General features: G+C 64.3%; 18 protein-coding genes. 2 read left to right on the forward strand and 16 right to left on the reverse strand.

What is annotated here, in order from left to right; translation table 11 throughout:
- Nucleotides 1-39 precede the first annotated feature (39 nt).
- The 7 genes from G6R19_RS14555 to G6R19_RS14585 form a co-directional block, all read right to left on the reverse strand.
- Complete coding sequence (locus tag G6R19_RS14555; protein WP_163166153.1) at nt 40-879, reverse strand: carbohydrate ABC transporter permease; 840 nt, start codon at nt 877-879, stop codon at nt 40-42.
- Nucleotides 876-1,769, reverse strand: coding sequence for a sugar ABC transporter permease (locus tag G6R19_RS14560; protein WP_163166155.1), 894 nt, complete (start codon nt 1,767-1,769; stop codon nt 876-878). Before G6R19_RS14560 ends, G6R19_RS14555 begins: the two co-directional genes overlap by 4 nt.
- A complete protein-coding gene (locus G6R19_RS14565) occupies nt 1,769-3,112 on the reverse strand; it encodes an ABC transporter substrate-binding protein (protein ID WP_205484448.1) in 1,344 nt (447 codons plus the stop codon). The genes G6R19_RS14560 and G6R19_RS14565 overlap by 1 nt, the downstream gene beginning before the upstream one ends.
- Nucleotides 3,113-3,334: 222 nt before the next feature.
- Nucleotides 3,335-3,748 (reverse strand): nuclear transport factor 2 family protein, encoded by a 414-nt coding sequence (locus G6R19_RS14570; protein WP_163166157.1) that lies wholly within the window; start codon nt 3,746-3,748, stop codon nt 3,335-3,337.
- Between the two features lie 13 nt (nt 3,749-3,761).
- Nucleotides 3,762-4,040 (reverse strand): hypothetical protein, encoded by a 279-nt coding sequence (locus G6R19_RS14575; protein WP_163166159.1) that lies wholly within the window; start codon nt 4,038-4,040, stop codon nt 3,762-3,764.
- A gap of 66 nt (nt 4,041-4,106) precedes the next feature.
- Nucleotides 4,107-4,862, reverse strand: coding sequence for a CPBP family intramembrane metalloprotease (locus G6R19_RS14580; RefSeq protein ID WP_240341900.1), 756 nt, complete (start codon nt 4,860-4,862; stop codon nt 4,107-4,109).
- 86 nt (nt 4,863-4,948) lie between these two features.
- The gene (locus G6R19_RS14585; RefSeq protein ID WP_163166161.1) at nt 4,949-5,299 is read right to left on the reverse strand and encodes a metalloregulator ArsR/SmtB family transcription factor; all 351 of its coding nucleotides are present in this window, start codon (nt 5,297-5,299) and stop codon (nt 4,949-4,951) included.
- 187 nt (nt 5,300-5,486) lie between these two features.
- Between G6R19_RS14585 and trxB the strand changes: the two genes are divergently transcribed.
- Together trxB and G6R19_RS14595 are read left to right on the forward strand one after the other, a co-directional pair.
- Nucleotides 5,487-6,491, forward strand: coding sequence for a thioredoxin-disulfide reductase (gene trxB / locus G6R19_RS14590; RefSeq protein ID WP_205484450.1), 1,005 nt, complete (start codon nt 5,487-5,489; stop codon nt 6,489-6,491).
- A gap of 211 nt (nt 6,492-6,702) precedes the next feature.
- Nucleotides 6,703-8,082, forward strand: a complete 1,380-nt coding sequence (locus tag G6R19_RS14595; protein WP_163166163.1) for an FAD-dependent oxidoreductase — start codon at nt 6,703-6,705, stop codon at nt 8,080-8,082.
- A 77-nt stretch (nt 8,083-8,159) separates the two neighbouring features.
- Here the strand turns inward: G6R19_RS14595 and G6R19_RS14600 are convergent, their stop codons facing one another.
- From G6R19_RS14600 to G6R19_RS14640, 9 genes are all read right to left on the reverse strand, one after another.
- The gene (locus G6R19_RS14600) at nt 8,160-8,357 is read right to left on the reverse strand and encodes a hypothetical protein (protein WP_163166165.1); all 198 of its coding nucleotides are present in this window, start codon (nt 8,355-8,357) and stop codon (nt 8,160-8,162) included.
- 298 nt (nt 8,358-8,655) lie between these two features.
- Nucleotides 8,656-9,438 (reverse strand): GAF and ANTAR domain-containing protein, encoded by a 783-nt coding sequence (locus G6R19_RS14605; protein WP_163166167.1) that lies wholly within the window; start codon nt 9,436-9,438, stop codon nt 8,656-8,658.
- Entirely contained in the window at nt 9,435-9,686 is a 252-nt protein-coding gene (locus tag G6R19_RS14610) for a hypothetical protein (protein ID WP_163166169.1), read from the reverse strand. Before G6R19_RS14610 ends, G6R19_RS14605 begins: the two co-directional genes overlap by 4 nt.
- Before the next feature lie 2 nt (nt 9,687-9,688).
- Nucleotides 9,689-10,414 carry a GAF and ANTAR domain-containing protein gene (locus tag G6R19_RS14615; RefSeq protein ID WP_163166171.1) on the reverse strand — a complete coding sequence of 242 codons (726 nt, stop codon included), beginning with the start codon at nt 10,412-10,414 and terminating at the stop codon, nt 9,689-9,691.
- A gap of 169 nt (nt 10,415-10,583) precedes the next feature.
- Nucleotides 10,584-10,916 carry a hypothetical protein gene (locus G6R19_RS14620; protein WP_163166173.1) on the reverse strand — a complete coding sequence of 111 codons (333 nt, stop codon included), beginning with the start codon at nt 10,914-10,916 and terminating at the stop codon, nt 10,584-10,586.
- 9 nt (nt 10,917-10,925) lie between these two features.
- Complete coding sequence (locus G6R19_RS14625; protein WP_163166181.1) at nt 10,926-11,645, reverse strand: GAF and ANTAR domain-containing protein; 720 nt, start codon at nt 11,643-11,645, stop codon at nt 10,926-10,928.
- 101 nt (nt 11,646-11,746) lie between these two features.
- Nucleotides 11,747-13,123: a cytochrome P450 gene (locus tag G6R19_RS14630; RefSeq protein WP_163166183.1), complete on the reverse strand. Its 1,377-nt coding sequence runs from the start codon at nt 13,121-13,123 to the stop codon at nt 11,747-11,749.
- A 14-nt stretch (nt 13,124-13,137) separates the two neighbouring features.
- Complete coding sequence (locus G6R19_RS14635) at nt 13,138-13,431, reverse strand: hypothetical protein (RefSeq protein ID WP_240341899.1); 294 nt, start codon at nt 13,429-13,431, stop codon at nt 13,138-13,140.
- A complete protein-coding gene (locus G6R19_RS14640) occupies nt 13,421-14,146 on the reverse strand; it encodes a GAF and ANTAR domain-containing protein (protein WP_163166185.1) in 726 nt (241 codons plus the stop codon). Before G6R19_RS14640 ends, G6R19_RS14635 begins: the two co-directional genes overlap by 11 nt.
- Nucleotides 14,147-14,351 lie beyond the last annotated feature (205 nt).

A 14,351-nucleotide genomic window follows, 5' to 3' on the forward strand; every position in this document is an offset into this window, starting at 1 on the left:
ATCGGCTCCTTCTGAAGTGCGGTGATAGGTCGGGCGGACCTAGCGGATGGTTGAGCCCCACATGTTGGTGAGGTAACGGCGCATCAGCGCAATGAAGATGATGGACGGGATGACCAGCGCAAAACCGCCGGCGAACCGGTAGGCGAGCGGTGAGTCGGACAGTGAGCTAAGCACCTGGGCCGGCAGTGTGCGGTGGTCCAGGGTCAGGATGGAGGCGCCCAGGACTTCGTTCCAGGACATAACGAAGGTGAAGATCGACGCCGCTGCCAGGCCGGGCAGTGCCATGGGCAGGACCACCCGTCCGAAGGCCCCGAGCGGCGTGCAGCCAAAAAGCCTGGCTGCCTCCTCAACGTCAATGGGAACGCTAAGGAAAACGCTGGCAGAGATGAGGATGGTGGTGGGCAGGGCAAGCGCGGTATGCAGCAGGATCACGGCGTACGTCGTGTCGTAGATGTCCACCGTTAGGAAGAGCCTGGCCAGCGGAACGGACAGGACCACGATGGGAAGCGCGCGTGTGAAGAGCAGGAACAGCTGGTAGGGATCTTTGCCCTTGAAGCTGTAGCGTGCGATTGCATAGCCGGCGGGAACCCCGATAATTGCGGCGAAGAGCAGTGTTCCCAGCCCAACGATCAGCGAGTTGCCCAGGGCCCCGAAGATGCCCGTGGACCCGAGGAACGCGTTGAGCGTCTCCACCGACAGGTTGGTGGGCAGCAGCGAGAGCGGAAACTGGTTGAGGGAGTCCCTCGTGGACAGTGCCGCCAGCGAGATCAGGTAGATGGGGATCAGCATAAAAAGTGAGACGGCGATGCAGGCAGCCTGCAGCAGGAAGCGGTTGCGCTTCTGCCGGGCGATGGGTGTTGTGTCCACTGGTGTGCTCATCGGAGCCCTCCCTGGTTCTTGTCGCGGAGTGCCCGCAGGTAGAAGATCGACGTCAGCATCGAGACGACGAGGATGACCAGTGCCAGCGCAGCGGCGACGTTCGGGTTCTGCAGGCCGGTGTACCAGCGGTAGGTCTCGCCCACCACAAGGGGGAAGTTTTGGCCGGTCAGGGCTTGTGCCACGGCGAAGGTTTGGAAGGCCAGGATTGTCCGGAGAATGAGGGCGACCTGAAGGCTGGGCTTGAGCAGCGGCAGGGTTACGTGCCGCAGCCGCTGCCAGAACGTGGCGCCGAAGACCTGGGCGGCTTCGTCGTAGTCCTTGGGAATGCCCTGGAGCCCGGCGACCACAATGATCAGCACCAGCGAGGTTGCCCGCCAGAGTTCGGCGATCAGGACGCACATAAACATGCTCGCCTGGTTGTCATAGGCAAGCCAGGAACCGCCTTCAATGCCGAACAATGACAGGGCTGAGTTCAGGTAGCCGCGGTCGTTGAAGATCGCCAGCCAGACAAGTCCGGCTGCCAGGTCGCTCAGTGCCAGGGGGATGGCCCAGACGAAGAAGTGGACTTTGTGCAACCGGGGATTGGTCCGCAGCATCAGGGCCATGCCGATCGCGAAAGCGAACTGCAGCGGAATCATCACCACGATGAGCAGCAGGGTGTTGCGCACGGCGGGCCAGAAGTAGGGGTCCTGGACCATCCGCGTGACGAAATCCAGGGTGAAGCCGTTTTCATCGCGGAAAGCCTGGAGGATTCCCTGGATGACAGGCCAACCCAGAAGAAGCGCCATAAAGACCACCGAAGGGGCGATCAGCAGGACGGCGGGAGGTATTTTGCGCCGGCGAGGCGGGGCCAGCGTTCCGGCGGGAGTGGGTGGTGCCTCTACAGCCATTACGCTACCTCGCACTTCGTTGAGATCGGATCGGGTGCCCAGCATGGAACGCTAAGGCCCTGCAGGATGGTATTGAGCTGTGTTGCCTGGGTATCGAGGACCTGCTGGATAGGGCGGTTTTCCAGGCAGATTTGCTGGAAGCAGTTCTTGAAGACTTGGGATACTTCGCCTTCCTTCGCGCCGAGCCCCACTGGGGGAAGGGCAAGAAGGGCGCCTTCTGACCGTTGCTGCCGCCGGACTGCCGCGGCTTCCAGGGCAATGGCGCCGGTCAGGTCTGACGGGAGTTCCGTCTGGACAACCGGGAAGAAGGCGTTGCTGCGCAGGGTCTCAATCTGGGACAGCGGTTCGGACAGGGCACGGATGGCCTTCTCTGCCAGGTCTCTTTCCTGGCCGTTCTTCGGCAGTGCGAGGCCGGCGATGATGAGCATGTAACCGCGGCCCTTGGGGCCTCGCGGTGCGGGGACCATCAACCATTCATCCGGGTTGTTGGCCGGTGCATTGACCAGCCGCGCAACGTGGTCCCACCCCACCAGTACTTCGCCACGTGCCAGTGGTTCCTGCATGTTGTCGAAGTTGGTGGAGGCGGGGGTCAGGGCGGACCACAGTTCCTGCATGTAGGTCCAGGCCGTGGCGGCGTCCTCGTTCCGGAATGTGGTGATCTGGCCGCCGGTGAAGCTCGGCAAGAGGAAGCCCTGGTAGAAGCGGTGGTGCAGGCCTTTGGGGCCGGCGGGCATGCCAAACACCGGACGTCCGGCTCCCTGTTTTGCCGCCTTTGCCCACGCAAGGTAACCCTCGTAGGTCAGATCGTTGACGTCCACTCCCGAGGGCAGCCATTCAAGGGCCTTTTTGTTCACGGCCACCACATACGTGGCCTGCATCCAGGGGACGTAGCGGGATGTGGAGCCGCCCACTTTAGTCAGCTCGAGCATCTCCTTGGTGAAGCCGCGGCCGGAGAGATCGCGGAGGAGGTTGTCCACGTCCTCCAGGGACTCTGCGAGGGGGGCAAGCTCGCCGTGCAGCCCGCCAAGCAGGGAGGTCTTGACGTTGCCGGCAGAAGCCTGGGTGCTGACGGTGGAAGAGAAAACGCCCGGATCCACGGAGTTGTAGGCGACGGGTGCCTTCGCGAACTTCTTCAGCACGGCCTCGTAACGCTGCTTCTCCTCAACGGGCGTGAACTGGGTGGACAGGAAACCGACAGTCCCTTCCCCGGCAGCCGCGCCGCTCGTGTCAAAACCTGCGCACGAAGCCAGGAAGGGAGCCGACATAGCCGTTCCCAGTCCGGCCAAGAGGAGGCTCCTGCGGGACATTGCGGCGTGCTTGGGCTGGAAATACATGTCTTTCATTGACTGCTCCAATCGAGTGTGCGCCACTGCACAAACTTTCGTCTAAGCATTAGACATAAGCCTCGACCTGTCAACCCCCAGCGGGGTCTATGGGGGCCTTAGGCGGGAGAAGGGGAGCCGCGGCTGGGCATAAAAGAGCCACTGCAGGGGCGGATCTACATGCAATAGCGCCGGGGGTTGAGCCTGGCAGTGGCGGGACGGGTTCGGGAAGGCTGCGCCTGCTCAGGTGTGATCCGGCCGCCGTCCGGAGAAACCCTCCACGGCGTCCTCGATACTCAGGGCCGCACGCTCGACGTCCTCCAGGTAAAGCGTGCCGGCAGTGATTTTGCCGTTGCTGACCTCAAAAAGCGTCACTCCCCGGACCCTGAAGTCCTGGCCATCAGTGCGGTTTCCGGACCAGGCCCACTCACTCCAGGTCGTGTCGCCGTCATCGACCGAACGGAGCAGTTCGGCGTGGAAATCGGGAATGCCAGCCAGCATCGCCTGCCAATTGGCGTGCATCTGGGCCCGACCGACGAAGGCCCTGCCGGGGTGTGCGGGTTGTTCACTGCGGTAGTCCTCGTGGATGAGTGCCGCCGCCGCCTCGAGGTCATGGGCATTCAGGGCAGCCATCAACCTGTCTACAACTTCACCCATGGTTCCATCCGCTCTATTCGCCGCCGGCTTCCTCTTCAAGCTCTTCGAGCACCTCGGCGGCGTCCCGGTTGCCTCCTGCCGCCAACCGGCGGAGCTCATCGAGGTCGCCCGTCTCGCCGGCTGTTTCCACCAGCTGGTCCGCCGCGTCGCGGCTGCCCGCGTCAGCCAGCCGCCGGAGTTCGTCCAGGTCCCCCCGCTCGGCGGCACGCTCAATCAGTTCATCGACGGCGTCGGACTCGCCGCGGGCCGCCCGCTGCCGCAGGGCCTCAACCTCAGGATCAGGTGTCTGCACGCTCCCACTATGGGCTCCCGCGTCCTTCACGTCCAGAGCAGGAAAACCCCAATTCGGCAGAAGGCGTCAGTACAGGAAGATGTCGATCCATTCGCGGTTGTGGGCATGGATGAGGACCAGGAACAGCACGAAGTCGAACAGCAGGTGGACGCTGACGATATAGGACAGCGACTTCGTAATCGTGAAGAGCCTCGCTTGGAGCAGGGCAAAGGGGAAGATGAAAAACGGCGCCCAGGAGTGGAATCCCAGCTCCCACAGGAAGGACGTGAAAAGCACTGCCTGGAGCAGGTTGGCCTGCCAGTCCGGAAGGTGCCGGCGCAGGAGCGTGAACGCTGTGCAGATAAAGAACAGCTCGTCCCAGATCCCCAGCACGTTGGTACCCAAAAAGAGCCGGGCGATCCCCTCGGGATCGCTGACGGCCGGCCAGTTGTTGTAGACGCCGGTCCGGATCATGTAAACGGGCATCAGGGCGTACCCGATCAGCAGGACTGCGGGCAGGTACCATTTTTCGGCCCTGGTCCACGGCTGGCCGGTCCGGACGGGGAAGCGGATGGCGTGGTCCCGGGTGACAAACCGCGAAACCGCGTAGGGGATGCCCACGGCCAGGATCATCGCGGTACCCATCACGGCCATGTGCTCTGTGCTGATGTCCGTGGTGATGGGAACCAGGCTCATGGCGGTCAGGCCCACGGCAATCAGCGCCAGGTCAATAACAAGGCGGCGGCTGATGATCCCGGCCAGCACCAGGGCGGCGGCCAGGAGGAGGAAGCCCGGGAGGCGGTCCTCCCGGGCGAACAACAGAAAGCCCGACGCCGACACCATCACTGCCGGGATCAGGCTCAGTGACGCGCGGGGCAGGTCAGCAGGGCCGGCGTCATGCACTTGGGCTTGCGCCGCAGATTGCTGCCTCACAGCGTCGCCAGGAGTCCGGCCGCCTCGTCGAGCGCGCCGGGGACGAGGGAGTAGTAGGCCCAGGTGCCGCGCTTTTCGCGGTTGAGCAGGCCGGCGTCCACCAGGATTTTCAGGTGGTGGGAGACCGTGGGCTGGCCGAGGTCCAGCGGCTCGGTAAGGTCGCATACGCAGGCTTCGCCTGATTGCCCCGCTTTGACGATCGACAGCAGGCGGAGCCGGTTCGGATCGGCCAGCGCCTTGAAAACCAGTGCCCTCTGCTGGGCCTCCTTGGCGCTGAGGGCCGGCTTCCCGGACGGCGCGCAGCAGGAGACGTCCACCTCGGGTTCGAGAATCTGCAGGGAGGTCATGCACCCCATTATGCAACAGATTGACATTCGTCGATATAGGTGGCCATACTTCATATATCGACGTCTATCGATTTAGTAAGTCCGCGCAGGAAGACCGTGAGTGCAGGAATTCGAAGCCTCTGGTAGACGCACAGCACCCGGATGCCCAGTAGCCTTTTCCCAAACGCCTGAAGCAAAGGAACCCGCCGTGACCATCACCTCGAACAACCAGCACGCCGCAACGGAGCAGTTGATCATTATCGGTTCCGGCCCGGCCGGGTACACCGCGGCCATCTACGCTGCCAGGGCGGGCCTGGAGCCGCTGGTGCTGGCCGGGTCCGTAACGGCCGGAGGTGCGCTGATGAACACCACCGAGGTGGAGAACTTCCCCGGCTTCCCGGGCGGGATCCAGGGGCCGGAGCTGATGGACGGGCTGCAGGAGCAGGCCGAGAAGTTCGGCGCGAAGGTAGTGTTCGACGACGTTACGGAGGTCCAGTTGAAGGGCCACCTGAAGACGGTGGTCACCGGCGGCGGCGAAACCCACCGTGCCCCGGCCGTCATCCTTGCCACCGGTTCCGCATACAAGGAACTCGGGCTGCCGGAGGAGAAGAAGTTCAGCGGCCATGGCGTGTCCTGGTGTGCCACCTGTGACGGGTTCTTTTTCCGGGAACAGGACATCGTCGTGGTGGGCGGCGGTGACTCGGCCATGGAGGAAGCGATGTTCCTGACCAGGTTCGGGAAGTCCGTGACCGTCGTCGTACGTAAGGGCGAGTTGCGTGCGTCCCGGATCATGGCGCAGCGGGCCAAGGACAACCCCAAGATCAGTTTCGCCTGGAACTCTGCCGTCACGGCCATCCATGGTGACGGAAAGGTCTCCGGGGTGACGCTGACGGATACGCGCACGGGGGAGACCCGGCGCCAGGACGCCACGGGGATTTTCGTTGCGATCGGCCACGTGCCGCGCACCGAACTGCTGACCGGGCAGGTGGACCTCGACGAGGACGGCTACATCAAGGTCGATTCGCCCACCACCGTCACCAACCTCTCTGGCGTGTTTGCCTGCGGCGACGCGGTGGACCACCGGTACCGCCAGGCCATCACTGCCGCGGGCACGGGCTGCGCCGCTGCCTTGGACGCCGAACGCTACCTCGCCGCGCTGGAGGATGCGGACAGCATCGCCACCGCCCTGGTCGAGGAACCAACCCACAGCTAGGACCCGGAACAGGGGGAGGGGGTGAGCGGAATGACGACAGGATGCTGCGGTGACTCCGGTTGCTGCGACGACGATCAGGACTGCTGCTGACCCACTCCCGCCCAGCCCAACTAGGTCGCGCTAAGTGTCGTTTTGGAGCCTCAAAACGACACTTAGCGCTACCTGGTTGGGCCGCCCGAGCGCTAAACCTACGGATGAGACAGAGGAAAGCATGGAATCAACGAAGGCCCTTCCCGTTGCCGTGATCGGCGCGGGGCCCGTGGGGCTGGCCGCCGCGGCCCACCTGCTGGAGCGCGGCCTGGAGCCGCTGGTCTTCGAAGCTGGCCCGACGGCGGGCACGGCCATTGACCGGTGGCGCCACATCCGCTTGTTCTCGCCGTGGCGGTTCAACCTCGACGCCGCCGCCCTCCGCCTGCTCGAGGCCCACCGTTGGGAGGCTCCCCGACTTACAGCTTTGCCCTACGGCGGCGAGCTGGTGGACAACTACCTCACCCCGCTGGCGGCGCTGCCGGAGATTTCCTCCCGGCTGCAGACGGGCGCCCGCGTTGTTGCCATCAGCAGGCAGGGCCTGGACAAAACCCATGTACGCAACCGCGACGCTGCGCCGTACCTGGTACGTGTGGAGCACGGAGACGGCGAAACCCGCGACCATACTGTGGCGGCAGTCATCGATGCCTCCGGCACCTGGTCACGGCGCAATCCGCTGGGCGTATCCGGGTTGCCCGCGCTCGGCGAGGACGCGGCGGGAGACCGGATCTCAGGACCCCTGCCCGACGTCACGGGACGGGACAGGGCAGACTTCGCGGGGCGCCGGGTCCTGGTGGTGGGAGCCGGGCACTCCGCTGCCAACACCCTTATCAGCCTGGCCGGGCTCGCGAAGGACGAACCGGACACCAGGATTTTCTGGGTCGTACGGGGAGCCTCCGCCGAGAAGGTCTATGGCGGCGGTGACGCGGACGGCCTGCCGGCGCGGGGACAACTCGGCGCCCGGGTGCGGCGCCTGGTGGAGGCCGGCAGGATCGAACTCCTGACGGGCTTCGGTATCGCCGCCTTGAAGGACACACCTTCCGGCGTGATCGTGGACGCGGTGGACGGCCGCACTGTGGAGGCCGACGTCGTGATTCCCTGCACCGGCTTCCGCCCGGACCTGGAGATGCTGCGGGAACTCCGGCTGGACCTGGATCCCGCCGTGGAAGCTCCCCGGCAGCTGGGCCCGCTGATCGATCCGGAGTTCCACTCCTGCGGCACTGTTCCGCCGCACGGCGCAAAGCTGTTGGCCCACCCGGACAAGGACTTTTACATCGTGGGCATGAAGTCCTACGGCCGGGCGCCCACGTTCCTCCTCGCCACGGGTTACGAGCAGGTCCGGTCCGTGGTGGCTGCCCTGGCCGGTGACCGTGAAGCCGCTGACGCTGTCCAGCTCGAACTCCCCGAAACGGGAGTGTGTTCCACTGACGCCGGCAGCAGTTGTGGCGTTCCTGGCCCGGCCGCTGCTGATTCGGACGGGGAGGTCATCTGCTGTGCAGCCCCGGAGCCGGTGCTGGTGGGCTTCCCCGCCGGGCTGTCCCGTGGCCGGTCGGCCGGCAACTGAACCACCGCAAAAGCGGGAAAAGCGGGCGACGCCGGAACCTCCCGTCGTCGCCCGCTTTTCCTTAAGCGGTGGTGGACTTAGGCGGAGGCCAGCGCGCGGTCTTCGCCGCGCACGCTCAGCGTAAAGGTGTTGGGTCCGCTGCAGGTGACGGCAATGCGGCAGGTGGTGGTGTTGTGGCGCGCGGAAAGATCGCTTACGGCGGTGTCCAGGGTGTGGTGGAGGGCCGACCGGTCCCAGATCTTCAGGGTCACGGAGTCATTGGCATCGAACGTCATTATTCAACTTCCATTTCATGCGGTTGGCGGCCCGGAGTCTTCATTGCCCGGACCGTGTCCTCGTCGGTGAGGACGGACTGCAGGTGGGAAAGCGCATTCCCGTACTTCCATGGTGCAGGTTGCTCTGGGGATTGGCAACCGTAACAGGGCTGATGTGACCAAGCACACGGGATTGCCGGGAGTGTCGCCCGGAAGCCGCAAGCCCTGCTTTTCCATGGTGCCCAGAGCCGGGTGGAGTCTCAAGCAATATGCGGATTGTTGCAGGTGAGACTCGTCACCTCAGGGCAACCGGGCGGCGCTACTCGTCGAAGTAAGTGACGATCTGCTGCTCGCCCGAAATGGACCTGATGACGGAAGCCGCTACATCCCGGAGCTTGATGTTGCGGGTGTTGGAGGCCCTGGTGAGGATCTGGAATGCAGTGTCCCGGCTGCACCTGTTTTCGGCCATAATTGCGCCAACCGCCATGTCGATGATGGTGCGGGACTGCATGGCCGACGCGAGGTCGCTCCTGGCCTCGCTGAGCTGGGTGATGCGAAGCACCAGCCGCACCGAACTTGCGGCCTGGCTGGCGAAGGCTTCCACGGTGGACACATCGTCCTCGGAAAATCCGTTGCTTCGGCCGGAATAGAGGTTAAGGACCGCTTCTGCCTCGCCGGCCAGGTCCAGCGGTACCGCGAGGATGGAGGAAACGCCATGCTCCCTGGCGACCTTCAGGTACGGAGCCCAGCGCCGCTCAGTGGCAAGGTCCGATACCAGGACAGTCTTTCCGGCCCGGAGCGCCGTCAGGCAGGGTCCATCCCCGAACCCGTTCTGCAACTCGTCCAAGGCGTGGGCTGCCGCGTCGCTGCTGGCTACTGCTTCGGCTCTCTTGCGCCGGATGACGGTGACTCCCGTATGGATGCGGTTGTCAGGCGAGGACAGCCTTGAAGAGGAAACCACCGCTAAGTCCGTCAGGAATCCGACGACGTCCCGGCTGTCCAGGACCATCTCCTGCAGCCGCAGCTCAATGTTCGACGCCGATTGCGGTACTTCCGGGGGTGCGGCGTCAAAGCTGCCGGCGCTGGAATCGTGAGCAGTCATGGTAGGTCGTCTTCCGTTAGTTCCGTAATCGCCGTGGCAATCAAAGCCACTTGTGAGGCCGGAATATCGAGTGCTTCGTGGAGGTAGGCATCCAGGGACATCTCATCAATGCCGCCACCGAGCCCGTAGTAGTACGTCCACAACTTGGCCAGCGGCAAATCGGTGTTCCGAAAGCGTTCAGCTGTGCCGCGCCGCTCTTCAGCTGCACGGTTCGGTTGCTCGGAACCTTCGCCCCCGTCGGTATACATTCCTACCCTCCGTTGAACCGGCCTGCCGGGAGCTGAGCTCCCCGGACGATGTCGTTGGCGATGTCATGGACCCGCCGGTTGTTGGACTTGGCGGCCAGCTGGAGGATCGCCAGGGCGTCCTCCCGCCCGCCACGCTGCTGGAGCATGATCAGGGACACCGCAGCGTCCACCACGGCCCGTGACTTGAGCGCGGCGCGGAGGTGCTCGGGATGCACATTCGCGCCGTGCAGCCGCAGGGCGATCCGCAGAACCCGGGACATGGACGCCGCGTGCTGCTCCAACAGGCCTTTGGTTTCCTCGGTGAAGGCGTCCACCGTGCTTGCATAGCAGTTCAATCCGGCACGGGAAAAGGGCTCGGTGGGGATGGGGACAGCCAGGACGGAACGTACGCCTTCCTGGAGTGCTGCCTCCAGGTAGTCGCTCCAGCGTGCGTCGCCCCTCAAGTCCGGAATCCATACCAGGCGCTGCTCCCGCACGGCCGTCAGGCAGGGCCCGTCATGGAACGCGTACTGTGTTTCATCCAGCCGGCGGCCGGCCTCGCTGCTGCTGGCAACCGTTGCCGGGCCCCCGTCGCGCTCCACGGTGATGGTGCACGTCACCTGTCCCTCAGCGTCAACCAACGAGGCGGACATTGTGGCGAGACCCAGGAGGAACTCAGGAAATTCAGGGGTGTCCAGCAGCAGATCCTGCATGTGGTCGGAAGTGGTAAGTCTGCTGTCCTGGGCCATGAGGCCTCGATCCCTGGGTTTGCCGTGAGCATTTGCCCCTGGCCAGCGGCCTCCGCTCTCTGCGCGGGTGACCTGAGTATTCAACCTCTGGATCTGTTTATATCCCGAAATCTCCTACTACCGACACTACGCCGGTACGGGACCTATTGATACGCCCGCAGGTTGCGATCTACTCGTCCGGCCCGGTTTGGCGGCTCGTGTCGTCATCCCGGCTGTCCGCCGCCTCGGGACCGGAGGCGGCGCCGCCGTCGAAATCATCGGAGTACGGTGCGCGGGGGCGGGGAAGGTCGTCAATCAGCTCATTGGCGGCCAGCGCCAGCAGGTCGCGCTGGACGGGCGGCAGGGAAAGGAGCCCCTGCAGGTAGGCTTCCACCTCGTATTCGCCCGCATCGCCGGACATACCGAAATATTTCAGCCACAGCTCGGATACCTGGATATCTGCGGCCTTCAGCGCGGAGCGCAGCCTGCGCCGTTGTTCCGGTTCGTTCGGATCAAAGCCCACGGGCAGCTCCTACGCCCCGTGTGCCGGCGTCCCGGCCAGGACACGTTCGCTGATCTGCTGCAATGCGGTGTTCTCGTCGCGGGCCTGCTTGATTAACCGATGCAGGGCGGCTTCGTGGCTAATCCCCAGGCGTTCCATCAGCACGCCGCACGCCCGGTTCACCACGTCGCGGCTGTACAGGGACGCCTGCAGGCCCTGAGTCATTCTGTGTGGTGCCTCGCTGGCCTGGATGTGCGAGAGCAGCGTGGCGGCCGGGGCAGCAAAGAGTTGAAGCAGGATAACACTGGACTCGTCATAGGTATTCGGGGTGGCAGCGTACAGCTTCAGGGCGCCGATGGATTCCTTGCCTGCGACCAGTGGAGCACTGACAACCGAACGCACAGGCAGGCCCGCTACGGCGTTGCGCCATTCGGGCCACCGCGATTCCTCCGTGAGGTCCCTGACCAGTACAGGTTCCTCCGTGGCCCAGGCGGTCAGGCACGGACCCTCCCCGCACTCGTACTGCGTGGCATCTGCCTGGCTGACAATCCTGTCCGTGTAACCGCTGCTGGTGCGGCGCCCCCGTGCATCCAGGAGGGAGACTCCCGCTCCGATGGTGCCCGGAACGGACTCCTTGGCTGCCTGGGCAAGCAGCCTCACTGCGGTGTGCACTTTTTCTTCTGTCAGCAGCAGCCCCTGAATGCGAGCGATCACAGTGCTGAGCTCGTCCAGGGGAAGTTGCTGCGCCATAGTCCCAGCATAGGCCCAAGGGCTCGCCGCCGCCCCTTGGCTCACAGGGACGGCCAGCCTGAGGGACTTACGACGGCGGCGCCGCGGCCATGCGTGGCAGTTTAGAAAGCCTGTTCCGGGCTTGGATGCGGTTGGTTGCCCGCGACGGTGAAGCGCAGGGAGTAGTTGTTGAGCTCACCTGGAAGCCGTGATTGCGGGTCCAGGGCATGCCGCGAGGACAGCGAAAAAGAGCCCTTCTCGATGAGGCAGGCGAGCATGGCGCTGGTGAGCATCAGCGCCAGTTGGCGTCCGGGGCAGAATACGGGACCTGCACTGAACGGAACCAGTGGCCAGTCCTCGCTATCGTTGCGGTCCAGCCACCGTTCCGGCACGAAGGAATGCGCCTGGGGGACGTGGTCTTCGTCCCGGTGAAAGTACGGGACATAGATCAGAACGCCGCAACCGGTTCCCATGTCGCCGTCCGGCCATTGGACTTCCCGAGTGGTCTGGCGAAGGATTGCGGGCGTTGTGGGCCACAGCCGCAACGACTCCAGGACGCAGGCGCGCAGGAACGGAAGGTGCCGGCGTTCCGTTTCGTCCTGCTGTACCTCAGCCCTGGCCGCGGCCAACTGTTCCGGATGGGTGGCAAGGAGCGCCAAGGTCCTGAAGGTGGCCAGGCCCGACGTTTCCAGGGCGAACAGCCACTGCGGGACCTGGTCAACCGGGGCGGCGTCCTGGCCCGGATGCATGCTGGCCATCACAAATGCCAGGCTTCCCGGTTCAGCGGTCTTCAGCCGGTCATCAACGCGGGCGAGGAACTCTGCCCTGAGCTTGGTGTCCTGCCGTTTGAGGAAGGACCAGTTTGCGTTTCCCCGGAGCTCGGCGAGCATCCCGGTCAGCTCGTGGTCGTCGCGCGCCTTGTCCCCGAAGACTGTCCGCCGCACGGTCCGGCGCCAGGCCTCGATGAGGTCGTCCCAATCGAGTTCAAAGCTTTCTGACGCGCTGCCGTTTCCAACGTTTTGAAGCAGCTGTTCGCACTCTTCCCGGACGATCGGCAGGAACGATCCTGCAAGCCGGTGCACGGGGCTGTGGGCGTCAAGGACCTGGTCCTGCAGTGCCCTTCGCGCGCTCCTTTCCGGCCCTTCCGAAATGAGAACGAAGCGGGGCTCAAAGTGCGCGAGGGCGGCCCTCTTTTCACTGCTTGCCGGGGAGAACGGCTCCGGTGAGTTGGCCAGCACATAATGCAGGTGTTCCGGATGCAGCACCACTGCCTGTTGGCGCCTGGGGAGGCGAAGCATCAGCGGTCCCCGCCGGTATTTCCGGGCAAGCTTCACCATTCTGCGGACTGCCCTGTCGTCCAGTCCCAGCCGTTCTGCACCTGCCTCTGCCTTCGGCCTGCGGATGAGTGGCCCCTTCGCGGCCGTGGGCAGGAATACGTCGAGCAGGAAAGCGGCCGACTCCAGGGCCGTGGCCCTGGGAAGACCCATGTTGTTTCGCATCTCGGGCTCCTTACTTACTGGATGAGGTCTTCCAGGTACGGTGCGCGGGGCAATGGTGGAAATTCATCGATGAGTTCATTCGCCGCGTGTGCTATCAAATCGCGTTGGTCCGGTGGCAGTGACATCAGCGACTGGATGTAGGCGTCCACTTCGTATTCGCCTACTGTGCCGCCGATGCTGAAGTAGCGAAGCCACAAATCCCCGTGCCGGATGCCCGCGTGGTGCAGGGCCTTGCGCAGGAGCCGGCTTTGCTCCTGCTCGAGTCCTGATCCAGGGTCCGGCCTGCCTCGGTCACCGTCACCCGTCATCAGGACCGCTTTTCGTTTCGGTGAGTATGTCGGTGCTGACGCTGAAGAGCGACTGCCTGCTGGTCTTGGACAGCTCCAGGAGTCTCTGCAGGGCCGCGCCCTGGTCCAGGCCGTGCCTGTGCATCAGGAAACCCTGGGCGCGGTTGATCGTGTCCCGGCTCAGCAGTGCAGATGTCAGGACCTGGGTGAAGCGCTTCGGTGCTTCCGAGCTCTGGATGTTGGCCAGCAGCGTGGCGGCAGGGACGACGAGTTTCTCCAGGGGCCGCGCGGTGGCGGCGTCGTACGCCCCCGGTTGGGTTGAATAGATCTTCAGTGCTCCCAGGCAACGGGTGCCGGCCATGAGCGGAGCGCTGATCACGGATCGGATGGAGAGGTCCCTTACCGCTTGGGACCACAGCGGCCAACGGTCATCAGTGGCGACGTCGTGCATCAGCACGGTGCGTTCTGTCGCCCAGGCTGTGAGGCAGGGTCCCTGCCCGAGCTCGTATTGGGCCTCGTCTGCCTCGAGCACCACAGGGTCGGTGGCACCTGTGCTGGTTCGGTTTCCGTGTTCGTCCAGGAGCGACACCCCGGCACCGGAACTTCCCGGAAAGGCGTCCCGAATTCCCTCGGCCAGCAACTGAACGGCGCGGTCAACCTTCTCCTCGGTCAGGAGCAGGCCGTTGATGCGCGCGAGCGCGAGGGTGAGTTCGTCCAGGGGGAGCTGCTGTGGCATGGTAGCCAACCTTCTGCGTCGGACGATTGCCGTCCTTCGGAGTGCCCCCTGCTGGGCCGGGACCGGAAAAATTCCTCCGGCCCATATCCAGCATAGCCCCTGGCGCAACCACCATGTCTGGGTCCGGCACGCCGGTTTGCCGCTTGTCCAGAAAATCGATGTAGGCTGGGGGAACGTTTGGAAGTGGGCGTCTTAAGGCCGCATG

The organism is Arthrobacter sp. Alg241-R88, from assembly GCF_900537115.1.
Classification (GTDB): Bacteria; Actinomycetota; Actinomycetes; order Actinomycetales; family Micrococcaceae; genus Arthrobacter.

What these genes read in the sequence shown, in the direction of transcription:
- G6R19_RS14625 (WP_163166181.1), bottom strand. Translation starts at nt 11,645, where the DNA reads ATGGCGCAGCAACTTCCCCTGGACGAGCTCAGCACTGTGATCGCTCGC.
- G6R19_RS14630 (WP_163166183.1), bottom strand. Translation starts at nt 13,123, where the DNA reads ATGCGAAACAACATGGGTCTTCCCAGGGCCACGGCCCTGGAGTCGGCC.
- G6R19_RS14600 (WP_163166165.1), bottom strand. Translation starts at nt 8,357, where the DNA reads ATGACGTTCGATGCCAATGACTCCGTGACCCTGAAGATCTGGGACCGG.
- G6R19_RS14565 (WP_205484448.1), bottom strand. Translation starts at nt 3,112, where the DNA reads ATGAAAGACATGTATTTCCAGCCCAAGCACGCCGCAATGTCCCGCAGG.
- G6R19_RS14605 (WP_163166167.1), bottom strand. Translation starts at nt 9,438, where the DNA reads ATGACTGCTCACGATTCCAGCGCCGGCAGCTTTGACGCCGCACCCCCG.
- G6R19_RS14585 (WP_163166161.1), bottom strand. Translation starts at nt 5,299, where the DNA reads ATGACCTCCCTGCAGATTCTCGAACCCGAGGTGGACGTCTCCTGCTGC.
- G6R19_RS14640 (WP_163166185.1), bottom strand. Translation starts at nt 14,146, where the DNA reads ATGCCACAGCAGCTCCCCCTGGACGAACTCACCCTCGCGCTCGCGCGC.
- G6R19_RS14635 (WP_240341899.1), bottom strand. Translation starts at nt 13,431, where the DNA reads ATGACGGGTGACGGTGACCGAGGCAGGCCGGACCCTGGATCAGGACTC.
- G6R19_RS14555 (WP_163166153.1), bottom strand. Translation starts at nt 879, where the DNA reads ATGAGCACACCAGTGGACACAACACCCATCGCCCGGCAGAAGCGCAAC.
- G6R19_RS14595 (WP_163166163.1), top strand. Translation starts at nt 6,703, where the DNA reads ATGGAATCAACGAAGGCCCTTCCCGTTGCCGTGATCGGCGCGGGGCCC.
- G6R19_RS14570 (WP_163166157.1), bottom strand. Translation starts at nt 3,748, where the DNA reads ATGGGTGAAGTTGTAGACAGGTTGATGGCTGCCCTGAATGCCCATGAC.
- G6R19_RS14615 (WP_163166171.1), bottom strand. Translation starts at nt 10,414, where the DNA reads ATGGCCCAGGACAGCAGACTTACCACTTCCGACCACATGCAGGATCTG.
- G6R19_RS14610 (WP_163166169.1), bottom strand. Translation starts at nt 9,686, where the DNA reads ATGTATACCGACGGGGGCGAAGGTTCCGAGCAACCGAACCGTGCAGCT.
- G6R19_RS14560 (WP_163166155.1), bottom strand. Translation starts at nt 1,769, where the DNA reads ATGGCTGTAGAGGCACCACCCACTCCCGCCGGAACGCTGGCCCCGCCT.
- G6R19_RS14580 (WP_240341900.1), bottom strand. Translation starts at nt 4,862, where the DNA reads ATGGTGTCGGCGTCGGGCTTTCTGTTGTTCGCCCGGGAGGACCGCCTC.